Origin of the sequence: Cupriavidus sp. IK-TO18 (assembly GCF_015549295.1) — a bacterium.
Taxonomy (GTDB): Bacteria; Pseudomonadota; Gammaproteobacteria; order Burkholderiales; family Burkholderiaceae; genus Cupriavidus; species Cupriavidus oxalaticus_A.
Genome location: NZ_JADGMP010000001.1, coordinates 1 through 13,902 on the forward strand (window position 1 = coordinate 1; position 13,902 = coordinate 13,902).

A 13,902-nucleotide genomic window follows, 5' to 3' on the forward strand; every position below is an offset into this window, starting at 1 on the left:
TCTACATGGACAAGACCATGATGGTGTTCGGCGACGCCAAGAAGGTGGTCGAGGACATGGTCAAGGCTGCCTGAGCCGCGCGGCAAGCCGACAACGAAGGCCACACGGAGAACGAATCGATGCAAGCAGCCCAAGCGGCGCCGCCCGACGCAGGCGGCACGGGATTCGACAACGCCGCGCTGGCGGCGCTGCTGCACCGCGAAGGCCTGATCGCGCAGCCCCGGCTGACGCTGGAGCGCCTGGCGGGCGGTCAGTCCAACCCGACCTACCGGATCGCGTGCGGTGCGCAGCAGTACGTGCTGCGCACCAGGCCGCCGGGACAGCTGCTGTCATCGGCGCATGCCATCGACCGTGAGTTCCGCGTCATGCAGGCGCTGCGCGACAGCGACGTGCCGGTGCCGCGGGTCCACCTGTACAGCGAGGACCTCTCCGTCGTCGGCAGCGCGTTCTACGTGATGGACTTCCTGCAGGGCCGCGTCATCTACGACCAGTCGCTGCCTGGTGTGGCACGTGGGCAGCGCGCCGCCCACTACCGCGAGATGAACCGCGTGATCGGCGCGCTGCACCGGGTGGACTACCGCGCCGCCGGCCTGCAGGATTACGGGCGCACCGGCGGCTACGTGGCGCGCCAGCTCGCACGCTGGTCCGCCCAGTGCCGCGATGCCGGCATGGACGGCAACCCGGCACTGGCGGCGCTGGCCGAATGGCTGCCGCACCACGTTCCCGATGCCGACCGGACCTGCCTCGTGCACGGCGACTACCGCATGGACAACCTGGTGTTCCACCCGACCGAGCCGCGCGTGCTGGGCGTGCTGGACTGGGAGCTGTCCACGCTGGGCGACCCGCTGGCGGACCTGGCCTACCACTGCATGAGCTGGCATATCCCGGCCGACCTGTGGCGCGGCATCGGCGGACTGGACCTGCAGGCGCTCGGCATTCCCAACGAGCAGGCCTACCTGCGCTGGTATGGCGAGAGCAACGGCACGCACGCGCTCGAACACTGGGACTTCTATCTGGCCTACAACTTCTTCCGGCTCGCGGCGATCATGCACGGCATCGGCCAGCGCGCCCGCCAGGGCAACGCGGCCGCGGCCGATGCCATGGAGACGGGCCGGAAGGCCGTGCCGCTGGCCGAGCTGGGCTGGCAGTTCGCGTTGCGCTATGGTGCTGCGGGCCGGTAGCGGTACCAAGCGCTGAAGATTTCTTTCGATCCGCCTCATGAGGTGCTTCCTGTGCCAGCCCCGCGGTCAGGGCCGCCAGGAACTCACAGGCTGTGCAGTGTCGCCAACGGTACATGGCAAGCTGTGAACGACAGCGCTCTGCTCTTCATCGATGCGCGGCCCCCGAGGTCCCGGCGGCAGCCGCCGGAACCGTCCCATGCTTGCAGCCACCTCACCTATAGTGATCGTGGCAGTGCCAAGCAGGGGGATTAGCGATGAGCATCGAATCGAATGCGGAAGGCGACATGCATGCCCGGGAAGTGCCGGGCGGGGAGCAGTACGCCAGCGGCGATGCCGAGGACTCCAGCGTGCGGGAACACCCTCGTTATCAGCAGATGTTCCCGGTCCTGACGGAAGCGGAAATCGAACGGGTGCGGCGCTTCGCCAGCGTCTGCCACTACGCTCGCGGGGAATATCTGTACCGGGTTGGCAATACGTGTCCCGGTGTATTCGTCATCCTCTCGGGGAAGGTCCGCATCGTTGCTCCCGAAGGCCTGCGTGAAAAGCGGATCATCCACATCTATACGCAGCACGGCGAATTTACTTCGGATATCACGCAACTATCGAGCAAGCCGGCCGTGGTGGATGCGCACGTCGATGAAGATGTTGACGCGTTGCTGCTGCGACCGGATGACCTCAGCGCACTGATCATTCGGGAAGCCGATATCGGCGAGAAAATCATGCGCGCGCTGATCCTGCGGCGTGCGCTGGCGGTCGAGCGTGGGCGCGGGCTCGTGATCGTCGGCGCTGCCGGCAATCCGCGCCTGCTGGCGCTACAGGATTTCCTGCGGCGCAATGGCTTTCCATACATGGCCCTCGACGCCGAAGCCGATGTGGATGCCATTGCACTGCTCGAGCACCTGACGCCCCAGCCTGACGACTTTCCGCTGGTAGTCTGTCCCAACGGCACTACCTTGCGGAATCCGGATGTGGGGCAGCTTGCATCGTGCCTGGGACTGGTGCCGGAATTCAAGCCGAGCCACGTCTACGATGTGGCAATCATCGGCGCCGGGCCCGCCGGACTGGCGACCGCTGTCTATGCAGCATCAGAAGGCTTGTCCGTGGTTGTGTTCGACTGTCGTGCGCCGGGTGGGCAGGCGGGCTCGAGCGCGCGTATCGAGAACTACCTCGGATTCCCGACCGGCATCACGGGGCACGAGCTGGCGAGCCGCGCTTTCGTCCAGGCGCAGAAATTCGGCGCCCATATCGGTATCCCGTGCGAAGTCAAGGCTCTGTATTGCGACAAGCAGCCGCTTGTCGTCGAGCTTGCCGACGGTCAACGCATCTGCTCGCGCACCGTGGTGATCGCCTCGGGCGCCGAGTATCGACGTCCGGCGGTGGACGGCCTGGCGCGCTTCGAGGGTGGCGGCGTCTATTACTGGGCAACGCCGCTCGAGGCCAGGTTGTGCCGGAACGAGCCCGTTCTGCTGATCGGGGGCGGCAATTCGGCGGGACAGGCGGCGGTCTTCCTTTCATTGCACGCCGAACATGTGCACATGTTCATCCGGGGCACGACGCTGGACGACAGCATGTCGCGCTATCTCGTGGAACGCATCAAGTCGCTGCCGAACCTGACTTTGCATACGCGCATCGAGCTCCGCGCGCTGGAAGGCAAGACGCAACTTGAACGGGTGCATTATCGTGGCGCAGGAGGCGCCGAGGGCAGCATGACGACCCATCACCTGTTCGTGTTCATCGGGGCCGAGCCGAACACGGGGTGGCTGCGGACCTGCGGGGTATCGCTCGATGACAAGGGCTTCGTGCTGACTGGCCCCGACGTCGCCGATGCGCCGCCGCAAGCCCTGCCGCTGCAGACAAGCGTGCAAGGCGTGTTCGCGACCGGCGACGTACGTTCGGGTTCCACCAAGCGCGTCGCGTCGGCGGTCGGCGAGGGCGCGGCCGTGGTCGCACAGATTCATCGCTTCCTGACAGAAGCACGCACCGCACGTCAGGCTACGCCTGCCTGAGGGGCCAGCCCAGCGACAAGATCCCACTGCTGCACATGCAGGTGGGCAGCGTTGCACCATCAAAAACTGCTTGCGCTTCATAACTACGACTAATAGAATCGCAGTTATGGTCCGTTCGGGTGCGGCCGATATGCCAAGGGTGCGCTGCCTGGGGTCAAGAGTCGGGAACTGCATGTTCCGTACGCTGAAATGGCGATCGGAGCTTTTATGGCCACCAGCGCACCAGCGACCTCCAGTTTTGAGGCTGGATTGAGGTAAGGGCGCATCGACTCAAGAGTCTCAAAGATGCATGGAGTGAAGAACGATGAATCGCAAGTCTCGACAAACGCTGCTCGCCGCTGCCCTCGTGGCAATGCTGGGGGCCGGTGTGGCAGCCTCCGTGCTGCGTCCCTGGCACGGCGGGGAAGCGCAGGCCACCACGCCGCCGCCGGCACCGGCTGTGGAAGTGGCGGCAGTGGTGGGCCAGACCATCACCGAATGGGATGAATTCTCGGGCCGCATCGAGGCCGTGGACCGTGTGGAGATCCGTCCCCGTGTGTCCGGCACGATCGAAACGGTGCATTTCCGCGATGGCTCGATGGTGACGAAGGGCGACCCGCTGTTCACGATCGATCCGCGCCCCTATGCGGCCGAAGTGGCGCGCGCCGAGGCGGCGCTGGCTGCGGCGCAGGTACGGGCGTCGCATGCGCAGACCGAAAAGGCGCGCGCGCAACGCCTGCTCGACGATAACGCGATCTCGCGGCGCGAGTTCGACGAGCGCATCAACGCGGCCAGCGAGATGTCGGCCGACGTCCGCGGCGCGCAGGCGGCGCTGGAGGTGGCGAAGCTGAACCTGGGCTACACGCGCATCGTTGCGCCGGTCACAGGCCGGGCGTCGCGCGCCGAGATCACGGTGGGCAACCTCGTGGCGGCCGGCGCGGCATCGCCGCCGCTGACCACGGTGGTATCGGTCTCGCCGGTGTACGCGAGCTTCGATGTCGACGAGCAGAGCTACCTGCGCTACACGGCGCCGAGCGCCGGTGGTGGCAAGGGCGACCTGCCGGTGTTACTGGGGCTGGCCAACGAGGATGGCAATCCGCACCAGGGCCGGATCCATTCGATCGACAACCGGCTCGACACGCGCAGCGGCACGATCCGCGTGCGCGCGGTCTTCGACAACGAGGACCGCCGCCTGCTGCCAGGGCTGTATGCGAAGGTCAGGCTCGGGGGCGGCTCGCCGTATCCCGCCGCGCTGGTCAACGACCGCGCCATCGGTACCGACCAGGGCAAGAAGTTCGTGCTGCTGGTGGACAAGGGCGGCAAGCTCGCGTACCGCGAAGTCGAACTGGGGCCGACGTACGAAGGGCTGCGCGTGATCCGCAAGGGCCTGCAACCGGGCGAGAACATCGTCGTGAACGGCCTGTCGCGCGTGCGCCCCGGCGACACCGTGACCCCGAGGCCGGTGGCGATGGCCTACCGCAGCGAACTTGAGTCGCGTGGCAGCACGACCGACCGCAAGCAGGCCGCGGCTGAGGGGAAGGCCGGCAAGGCCGGCAAGGGCAGCGTGAGCTGAGTCCCGACCTCCGTCACAGACCGAATCCGAATTTCCCGCCGAGGTTGCACATGGCGTCTGCTCCGGCGGACCGCCAGCGGGGACTGCTTTCGCCGAGACCAAGATGAATTTCTCGAAATTTTTTGTCGACCGCCCGATCTTCGCGGGCGTGCTGTCGGTCCTGATCTTCCTGATTGGCGCCATCTCGATGTTCAAATTGCCGGTCTCGGAGTACCCGGAAGTGGTGCCGCCGTCAGTGGTGGTGCGCGCGCAGTTCCCGGGCGCCAACCCGAAGGTGATCGCCGAGACCGTGGCCACGCCACTGGAAGAGCAGATCAATGGCGTCGAGGACATGCTCTACATGAACTCGCAGGCCAATACCGACGGCACGCTGACGCTTACGGTGACCTTCAAGCTGGGCACCGACCCGGACAAGGCCCAGCAGCTCGTGCAGAACCGCGTCTCGCAGGCCGAGCCGCGCCTGCCGGAGGATGTGCGCCGGCTGGGCATCACCACGGTCAAGAGCTCGCCGGACCTGACCATGGTGGTCCACCTGGTCTCGCCCAACGACCGCTACGACACGACCTACCTGCGCAACTACGCGCTGATCAACGTGAAGGACCGCATCGCGCGGATCCAGGGCGTGGGCCAGGTGCGGCTGTTCGGCGCGGGCGACTATTCGATGCGCGTGTGGCTGAATCCGGAGAAGATCGCCGAGCGCGGCCTCGCCGCATCGGACGTAGTGCGCGCCATCCGCGAGCAGAACGTGCAGGTGGCGGCAGGCGTGCTCGGCCAGTCGCCGGCGCTGCCGGGCACCGACCTGCAGCTGTCGGTGAACGCGCAGGGCCGGCTGCAGACCGTGGAAGAGTTCGGTGACATCATCGTCAAGAGTTCGCCCGACGGTGTGGTCACGTACCTGAAGGACATCGCGCGCATCGAACTGGGCGCGTCGGAATACGCGCTGCGTTCGCAGCTCGACAACAAGTCCGCCCTGTCACTGCTGATCTTCCAGTCGCCGGGGGCGAACGCGATCGATATCTCCAACGAAGTGCGCAAGACCATGGCCGAGCTAAAGCAGAACATGCCGGAAGGCGTGGCCTACAGCATCGTCTATGACCCCACGCAATTCGTGCGCCACAGCATCGAGGCGGTGGTCCATACGCTGTTCGAGGCGATCTTGCTGGTGGTGCTGGTGGTGATCCTGTTCCTGCAGACGTGGCGCGCGTCGATCATCCCGCTGCTGGCGGTGCCGGTGTCGATCGTCGGCACCTTCGGACTGATGCATGCGTTCGGCTTCTCGATCAACGCGCTGTCGCTGTTCGGGCTGGTGCTGGCGATCGGCATCGTGGTGGACGATGCGATCGTGGTGGTGGAGAACGTCGAGCGCAATATCGAGGAAGGCTTGTCGCCGAAGGAAGCCACCTACAAGGCCATGCGCGAGGTGAGCGGCCCGATCATCGCCATCGCGCTGACGCTGATCGCCGTGTTCGTGCCGCTGGCCTTCATGACCGGCCTGACCGGCCAGTTCTACAAGCAGTTCGCGCTGACGATTTCGATCTCGACCATCATCTCGGCCTTCAACTCGCTCACGCTGTCACCCGCGCTATCGGCCCTGCTGCTGAAGAGTCATGACGCCCCCAAGGACTGGCTGACGCGTGGCATGGACAAGGTCTTCGGCAAGTTCTTCGTCCGCTTCAACCGCTTTTTCGGCCGCAGCTCCGAAAGCTATGGCCGTGGCGTGAAGGGTGTGATCCGCCGCAAGGGCTCGGTCTTCGGCGTCTACGCGGTGATGCTGGTGGCCGCCTGGGGCGTGTTCCAGCTGGTGCCGAAGGGCTTTGTGCCGGCGCAGGACAAGCAGTACCTGGTCAGCTTTGCCAAGCTGCCGGACGGCGCCACGCTGGACCGCACCGAGGACGTGATGCGCCGCATGTCGGAGATCGCGCTCAAGCATCCGGGCGTGGAATCGGCCGTTGCCTACCCGGGCCTGTCGATCAACGGCTTCACCAACAGTCCGAGCGCCGGCATCGTCTTTGTCACGCTGGACCCGTTCGAAATGCGCAAGAGCAAGGAGCTGTCGGGCAAGGCCATTGCCGCGGACCTGAACAAGAAGTATGCCGCGATCCAGGACGCGTTTATTGCCGTGTTCCCGCCGCCGCCGGTTCAGGGCCTGGGCACGATCGGCGGTTTCAAGCTGATGATCGAGGACCGCGCCGCACTGGGCTATGACGCACTGTTCGACGCCACCAACGCGTTCATGACCAAGGCGCGCGCCACGCCTGAGCTTGCCGGCATCTTCAGCAACTACCAGGTGAACGTGCCGCAGCTTGATGTGCAGCTGGACCGTACCAAGGCCAAGCAGCTCGGCGTGCCGGTGACCGATGTGTTCGATACGCTGCAGACCTACCTCGGTTCCGCCTACGTCAACGACTTCAACAAGTTCGGCCGGACCTATCAGGTCAAGGTGCAGGCGGATGCGCAGTACCGCCAGCATGCCGAGGACATCCTGCAGCTGAAGGCGCGCAGCGCCAGCGGCGAGATGGTGCCGCTGTCGTCGCTGGTGCAGGTCAGGCAGGGCTTTGGCCCGGACAGCGTGATCCGCTACAACGGCTTCACCGCCGCCGACCTGAATGGCGGCCCGGCGCCGGGCTTTTCGTCGGGCCAGGCGCAGGCTGCCGCCGAGCGCATCGCCGCCGAAACCCTGCCGAAGGGAATCGGCTTCGAATGGACCGAGCTGACCTATCAGGACATCCTGGCTGGCAATGCGGGTGTGTGGATCTTCCCGCTGTGCGTGCTGCTGGTTTTCCTGGTGCTGGCCGCCCAGTATGAAAGCCTGACGCTGCCGCTGGCCGTGATCCTGATCGTGCCGACCAGCCTGCTCGCCGCCATGACGGGCGTATGGCTGACGCAAGGCGACAACAACATCTTCACGCAGATCGGCTTCATCGTGCTGGTGGGGCTATCGGCCAAGAACGCGATCCTGATCGTGGAGTTCGCGCGGGAGCTGGAGCATCACGGCCGCACCGTGGTCGAGGCCGCGATCGAGGCCAGCCGCCTGCGCCTGCGCCCGATCCTGATGACGTCGTTCGCTTTCATCATGGGCGTGGTGCCGTTGGTGGTGTCCAGCGGTGCCGGCTCGGAGATGCGCCAGGCAATGGGCGTGGCGGTGTTCGCGGGCATGCTCGGCGTGACCTTCTTCGGTCTGTTTTTGACGCCGGTGTTCTATGTGGCGTTGCGTTTGCTGGCCACCCGTGGCCAGCGCCGCGCGCAGACGGCGCAAGTCGAACACCATGCTGTGGCATCGGCTGAATAACGCATGTTTGCTTCCCTCTCCCGCAAGCGGGAGAGGGGAGCTACCTCGGCGGCGTTGAAGCCGCCGGAGCACAGAACAGTCAAGGAAACACAAATGATTGCCCACATCACAACGCAGTTGCCCCGAATCGCCACACTAGCGGCCGCGCTGATCCTGGCCGGCTGCTCGCTGGCGCCGACCTACAAGGTGCCGGAGACCGTCACCGTGCCGGCCTTCAAGGAAGCTGAAGCCGCGCAGGCCGAGAGCGCGCAATGGAAGACCGCCACGCCCGCCGAAGGCCAGCAGCGCGGTGAGTGGTGGAAGCTGTTTGGCGATGCCGATCTGGACCGGCTGATCGACGCGGCCAACACTCACAACCAGGAGCTGGCCGCGGCGGCGGCGCGCCTGAAGCAGGCGCGTGCGTTCACCGGCGCCACCGAGGCGGACCGGTACCCGCAACTGAGCGTGGGCCTGGACCCGACGCGCTCCCAGTCGTCGGCCGCCTCGCAGGGGCTGCCCGATGGCGCGCGCGTGGCGCCCCGGACGGTGCTCAAGGCCCGTGCGTTCGCCAGCTATGAGCTTGACCTGTTTGGCCGCGTGGCCAGCAGCGTGAACGCCGCGCGCGCCGACGAGCGGGGTGCTGAGGAGCTGTACCGGTCGGTGCAGCTGGCGCTGCAGGCCGACGTGGCGCAGGCCTACTTCGCGCTGCGCACGCTGGACAGTGACCGCGAGCTGCTTAATGCGACGATCAGGCTGCGTGAGGGCGCGCTGTCGCTGCTGCGCAAGCGCTACGAAGCAGGGGAGACCACCAACCTGGATCCGGCCCGCGCCGAAAGCGAACTGGGCACGGCGCGCTCCGACCTGGCCGGCATCGAACGCCGCCGAGCCAACCAGGAACACGCGCTGGCCGTACTGACCGGCGTGGCGCCCGCGCAGTTCGGACTCGCCGCCCGGCCGTTCGATACCGCTCCGGTGGCCGTGCCGGCGGGGCTGCCGTCGGAACTGCTCGAGCGCCGGCCCGATATTGCGGCGGCGGAGCGCCAGATGGCAGCAGCCAATGCGCGCATCGGCATCGCCCGCGCGGCGTTTTTCCCGCGCATCTCGCTCACGGCGCTGTTCGGCTTCGAGTCTTCGGACCTGTCGAACCTGTTCCAGTGGTCGTCGCGCACGTGGCTGCTGGGCCCGCTGGTCGGTTCGACGGTGGCGCAGACCGTGCTCGACGGTGGCCGCAACCGATCAAACCTGGCTGGCACCCGCGCCGCGCACGAGGAGAGCGTGGCGCGCTACCGGCAGACCGTGCTGTCGGCGTTCCGTGAGGTGGAGGACAGCCTGGCCGATGTGCGCTGGCTCAGCCAGCAGGCCACGGCGCTCGACGGCGCCCTGGCCGGCGCGAAACGGGCGCAGCGCATTTCGCGCAGCCGCTACGATGCCGGTGCCGTTGACTACCTGACCGTGATCGACGCCGACCGCACCGTGCTGCAGTCGCAGCGCGATGCTAATGCGGTGGCAGGCTTGCGTGCCGCGGCGACGGTGTCGCTGGTGCGCAGCCTCGGGGGCGGATGGAGCCAGCGGCAACAATCCTGACGGCGCGCCTTGCGGTTCCCGCAGAAGTTGTATAGCATTTCAACTACGATAGACAAAGTCCTAGTATGCTATGTCCCAAATCAGTACAGGCGTTGAATACAGCATCCACTGCCTGCTGTACCTGACGCGGTCGCCGGCGGCTGTGGAAGAGGCGAGTGTCCGTGACCTGGCTGAGCTTCAGGGCGTTCCACACGACTTCCTGGCCAAGCTGTTCACCAAGCTGGCCAAGGCCAAGCTGGTAGTCGCCACGGAGGGCATCAAGGGCGGATTCCGGCTCGCGCGGCCTGCCAACCACATTACCGTTCACGATGTCGTGGTCGCGATCGACGGCGAGAAGCCGCTGTTCGACTGCCTCGAGATCCGCGGCCGCTGTGCCGTCTTCAATGACGACGCACCGGGTTGGGCGACACGTGGCGTTTGTTCGATTCACGCCGTCATGCAGGCGGCGGAGAAGGCGATGCGAGCGGAACTGAAACGGCATAGCCTGGCCGACCTTTCTCAGCGCGTCAATGACAAGACGCCGGCCAGCTACGGGGTGCAGGTTGTCAACTGGCTGTCGGATCGTGCGGCCAACCGGCGGGGCGAAAGGACTGCGCCCACGCGCGGGGGTTCACGCAAGAACGCCTGAGGTCCGCGCGTTCAGGTCACCGGCATTGCCTTGAGGCTCCTCATCGCTTGAGGGGCTTTTTTCGCCGGCTTTTTCAAACTCGTCACATCTGACCTGCCAGCGATGCGTGACTAAACAGCGACTGCTTTACTCGTTGTTTACGTCTATACTTGCTCTTGATCCCCACACCACAGGAACTGGAGCTTTGATGAACCTCACGCATTCCCCCGGCCTGCTCGACAAGAACATCTGGACCGGCCAGCTCTTTACCGGGCGCTGGCAGGCTGGCAGCTTCGCGACCGGCGTGATCGAGCCCGCTACGGGCCGGGAACTGGGCCGTATCGGCATGGCCGATATCTCGACGATTGCCAGTTCGGCCGAGGCCGCGGCGAAGGCGCAGCCGGGCTGGGCCAGCCTGCACTATGAAGAACGCGCAGGTGTGCTGCGCAGGGCTGTGCGAGTTGCCGAGACACATTTCGACGAGATCGTCGGCTGGATCGTGCGCGAAGGCGGCTCCACGCGAGCGAAGGCGGCGTTCGAGACCACGATCACCATCAAGGTTCTGCAGGAAGCCGCAGGGCTGCCATCGCGCTCAGCCGGAGAGGTATTGCCTTCCGTGCCCGGGCGGCTGTCGCTGGCACGCCGGCGGCCGCTTGGCGTAGTTGGCGTCATCTCGCCGTTCAATTTCCCGCTCTACCTGGCGATGCGGGCCGTTGCGCCGGCGCTGGCGCTGGGCAACGCGGTGGTGCTCAAGCCCGATCCGCGCACGGCGGTGTCCGGTGGCTTCGTGGTCGCGCGGCTGTTTGAACTCGCCGGCCTGCCGGCTGGCGCGCTGCACGTGCTGCCGGGCGATGGTGCCGCCGGTGCGGCGCTGACGGCCGATCCGAATGTGGCGATGATTCAGTTCACCGGTTCCACGGCCGCGGGCCGCAAGGTCGGGGAGGCCGCGGGCCGGCACCTGAAGAAAGTCTCGCTGGAGCTGGGCGGCAAGAATTCGCTGATCGTCCTCGATGATGCCGATCTCGATCTCGCGGTTGCAAACGCCGCATGGGGCACCTTTCTGCACCAGGGCCAGGTCTGCATGGCCACCGGCCGTGTGCTGGTGCAGCGTGCCATCCACGACCGGTTCGTCGGGAAGCTGGCCGCCAAGGCCGCGAGCCTGACGGTCGGGGATCCCGCCGAAGGCGACGTCGCGCTCGGGCCGTTGATCAATAAAAGCCAGCGCGATAACGTTGCCAGGATCGTCAGCGAGGCGCAGCGTTCCGGTGCCCGCATCGCAACCGGCGGCGGGTATCGCGACCTGTTCTTCGAGCCGACCGTGCTCAGCGACGTGACACCGGATAGCCTGGCCTTCAGCGAAGAGATATTCGGGCCGGTGGCCGTGGTGGTGCCGTTCGACACGGATGAAGATGCGATTGCGCTGGCCAACCGTACCGAGTACGGGCTGTCGATGGGCATCGTCTCCAGTAATGTCGGCCGGGCATTGCACATGGGGGAGCGCCTGCGCACCGGCATGCTGCATATCAATGACCAGACCGTCAACGACGAGGTCATCAACCCGGTCGGCGGCGTCGGCGCGTCTGGCAACGGTACCAGCATCGGCGGAGCGGCCAACTGGGAGGAATTTACCCAGTGGCAATGGATGACCATTCAGGGCGAAGCGCCACAGTACCCGATCTAAGGCTTCCAGAAGCAACAATCAGAGATCAATGCTTGTGCGCCGCCGGCGCCTTCGGGTCAGGCAAGGTGAAGGCGATGGTCTCCGTGGCCAGGATCTTGTGGCTGGGATCGGCCAGTTCGAGCCGAAGCTTGTGGGCCCCCGGGGGCAGCCCCACTACGATGACGGGATCCTCGTTGGTGTGGGCCCAGGTAATGTGCGAGTCGTCGACCGTCACATGAAGATGCCCGATGCGCGGCGATACCTGTGTGGCGGTCTTGCCGAACACCGGCATGACACGGAAGTGTTCGGTCCGGAACTGCACGATGACGACACCGCGGGCCAACGGTTCGGCCAGCGGCGGATACGGGACCAGCCTGGGCGCCTGCTCGGATTCGAGTGGAAGGATTGCCGGGGGGCGGATGGGATCCGGTGCGCCTTGTGCAAAAGCCGTCACGCAGAGTGCCAGGGCGGACGCGGCGACGGACGCATGTCTCAGGGGGGAACGCATGATTGTTGTCCTTCCTTTTTGGAGGAGGAGTTTCGTCGACGCACGAGCCGATGCCGGTCCGTGCGTAAGTACAGAGTAGTCGCTGGCACAGCCGGCGACAGTACTTGCACAGCACGCCGCGATCGGTTGAATCCGCAACCGGAATCAGTCGCCACCCACGCGCCGACGAGGCGCCGTTCGCTGCCGGAATCCGCTTGGGTCCACACCATGCTGTTTGTGGAACGCCTGCGAGAAATTGCTGCGACTGGAGAAACCCACGGCGTGCGCCACCTGGGAAATCTGCAGCGTCGTGGTCGCCAGCAATTCCGCGGCCTTGTGCAGCCGCACCGTTCGCAGCATGGCCATCGGCGTCTGGCCGAACGCCCGTTCGAAGTGCGAAGCGAACGCTGAACGGCTCATTCCCGCCAGATCGGCCAGTCGCTGCACCGACAGTGGTGCTTCGGGTTGTTCAAAGAGCTTTTCCAGCGCGAGCAGCAGCCGGGGATCGGCAACGGCCGCCGTCCACGACAGCTGCGCGTTATCGCTTTCCAGCTGACGCCGCAGCAGCATAACCAGGCATTGCTTGAGCAATGCCTCGATCAGCACCCTCGATCCCAGTCCGGGCTGCGCGGATTCCGCCAGCAGCATGACGAACTGGTCTCTCAGCCCCGCTGGGCCATCGAAGCGCGTCACGATCGGATGCCGCAGCATCCTGAAGGGATCGGCGGTGTCCGTCGCAAAGCGCAACTCCCCGCACGCCAACTCGATCCCCGCTGCCGCTTCGCCCACCTTCAGCGTCGGCGCCGTTTCGCGCGCGGACCATGAGCCAAGCCTTGCCCGATCCACTGACATAGCCGGCGACTCGGACACGCATTCGAGCCGGTAGGAGACGCCGGGAGGCATCAGGACGAAACTGTGCGGCCGCAACGCGACGCGGTGGCCATTGCCTGCGTCGAGCGTGCCGCGGCCGTCCAGGCAGTAGTGGAGGCTGGCTGTTTCACACGCTTCGAAGCGCACGCTCCACCCGTCGCGGATGTCGCATCGTGTGATGTGCGTGACACCGATGTCCAGTGTGGCAAGGAAATGTTCGAGCACACGATGTGCGGAAGGGGCGGATGCCATCATTGGACGAATTGAAACCAAACTAAGACCAGGCGGAACCTTGCCCTTCCTATCATACGTACTCCAATCCCAACCTTGATGGAGTTTTCCATGCTCGATATGAAGGATCGTGCCTCGTTTGAGGAAGCTGGACGAAAACGCTCCTGAAGCGATGAAGAGCTTCCGTGCATTGGACCACGCGGCTTTTGCAGACGGCGCGCTTTCGGTGCAGCAGAAACAGATCATTGCGGTGGCCTGCGCCACCGGCGCGTGCTCCTCCACCACACCACCTATCCGTTGAGGAGTAAATATGCAACCCATCACATCCGCCGCCACGACGCGCACCAGCGAAGCCGTCCACAACCACGAGGCGTTGCTGTGCTGGTCGCTGGTTGTCGTCCTGCTGCGCACGGCGCTGGCACGTTGCCATGCGGCGCGTTCCTGATTCTCCTGGAG

At 65.5% G+C, this 13,902-nt stretch carries 10 protein-coding genes; 8 read left to right on the top strand and 2 right to left on the bottom strand.

From position 1 onward, the window contains the following. Positions 1–119: 119 nt before the first annotated feature. From IPF36_RS00005 to IPF36_RS00035, 7 genes are all read left to right on the top strand, one after another. Complete coding sequence (locus IPF36_RS00005; protein WP_135703092.1) at positions 120–1,181, top strand: phosphotransferase family protein; 1,062 nt, start codon at positions 120–122, stop codon at positions 1,179–1,181. 284 nt (positions 1,182–1,465) lie between these two features. After that, positions 1,466–3,187 carry an FAD-dependent oxidoreductase gene (locus tag IPF36_RS00010; protein ID WP_240745860.1) on the top strand — a complete coding sequence of 574 codons (1,722 nt, stop codon included), beginning with the start codon at positions 1,466–1,468 and terminating at the stop codon, positions 3,185–3,187. A gap of 304 nt (positions 3,188–3,491) precedes the next feature. Then, entirely contained in the window at positions 3,492–4,739 is a 1,248-nt protein-coding gene (locus IPF36_RS00015; protein ID WP_195426884.1) for an efflux RND transporter periplasmic adaptor subunit, read from the top strand. 103 nt (positions 4,740–4,842) lie between these two features. Further along, positions 4,843–8,028 (top strand): efflux RND transporter permease subunit, encoded by a 3,186-nt coding sequence (locus IPF36_RS00020; protein WP_195426886.1) that lies wholly within the window; start codon positions 4,843–4,845, stop codon positions 8,026–8,028. Positions 8,029–8,121: 93 nt separating this feature from the next. Beyond that, positions 8,122–9,591, top strand: coding sequence for an efflux transporter outer membrane subunit (locus IPF36_RS00025; protein WP_135703088.1), 1,470 nt, complete (start codon positions 8,122–8,124; stop codon positions 9,589–9,591). A 70-nt stretch (positions 9,592–9,661) separates the two neighbouring features. After that, positions 9,662–10,219 (top strand): Rrf2 family transcriptional regulator, encoded by a 558-nt coding sequence (locus IPF36_RS00030; protein WP_195426887.1) that lies wholly within the window; start codon positions 9,662–9,664, stop codon positions 10,217–10,219. Positions 10,220–10,406: 187 nt separating this feature from the next. Then, a complete protein-coding gene (locus tag IPF36_RS00035; protein ID WP_195426888.1) occupies positions 10,407–11,879 on the top strand; it encodes a benzaldehyde dehydrogenase in 1,473 nt (490 codons plus the stop codon). A gap of 25 nt (positions 11,880–11,904) precedes the next feature. Here IPF36_RS00035 and IPF36_RS00040 read toward each other — a convergent pair whose 3' ends face one another. Together IPF36_RS00040 and IPF36_RS00045 are read right to left on the bottom strand one after the other, a co-directional pair. Further along, complete coding sequence (locus tag IPF36_RS00040; protein ID WP_195426889.1) at positions 11,905–12,366, bottom strand: DUF6130 family protein; 462 nt, start codon at positions 12,364–12,366, stop codon at positions 11,905–11,907. A gap of 144 nt (positions 12,367–12,510) precedes the next feature. Then, the gene (locus IPF36_RS00045; protein ID WP_368671089.1) at positions 12,511–13,710 is read right to left on the bottom strand and encodes a helix-turn-helix domain-containing protein; all 1,200 of its coding nucleotides are present in this window, start codon (positions 13,708–13,710) and stop codon (positions 12,511–12,513) included. A gap of 46 nt (positions 13,711–13,756) precedes the next feature. On the opposite strand from IPF36_RS00045, the gene IPF36_RS34460 reads away from it, so the two are divergent. Then, positions 13,757–13,891 (top strand): hypothetical protein, encoded by a 135-nt coding sequence (locus IPF36_RS34460; RefSeq protein ID WP_255519627.1) that lies wholly within the window; start codon positions 13,757–13,759, stop codon positions 13,889–13,891. Positions 13,892–13,902 lie beyond the last annotated feature (11 nt).

Bases quoted from the DNA above. Each gene is read 5' to 3' on its own strand.
- IPF36_RS00030 (WP_195426887.1), top strand. From the start codon at position 9,662: ATGTCCCAAATCAGTACAGGCGTTGAATACAGCATCCACTGCCTGCTG.
- IPF36_RS34460 (WP_255519627.1), top strand. From the start codon at position 13,757: ATGCAACCCATCACATCCGCCGCCACGACGCGCACCAGCGAAGCCGTC.
- IPF36_RS00035 (WP_195426888.1), top strand. From the start codon at position 10,407: ATGAACCTCACGCATTCCCCCGGCCTGCTCGACAAGAACATCTGGACC.
- IPF36_RS00005 (WP_135703092.1), top strand. From the start codon at position 120: ATGCAAGCAGCCCAAGCGGCGCCGCCCGACGCAGGCGGCACGGGATTC.
- IPF36_RS00025 (WP_135703088.1), top strand. From the start codon at position 8,122: ATGATTGCCCACATCACAACGCAGTTGCCCCGAATCGCCACACTAGCG.
- IPF36_RS00015 (WP_195426884.1), top strand. From the start codon at position 3,492: ATGAATCGCAAGTCTCGACAAACGCTGCTCGCCGCTGCCCTCGTGGCA.
- IPF36_RS00010 (WP_240745860.1), top strand. From the start codon at position 1,466: ATGCATGCCCGGGAAGTGCCGGGCGGGGAGCAGTACGCCAGCGGCGAT.
- IPF36_RS00020 (WP_195426886.1), top strand. From the start codon at position 4,843: ATGAATTTCTCGAAATTTTTTGTCGACCGCCCGATCTTCGCGGGCGTG.
- IPF36_RS00040 (WP_195426889.1), bottom strand. From the start codon at position 12,366: ATGCGTTCCCCCCTGAGACATGCGTCCGTCGCCGCGTCCGCCCTGGCA.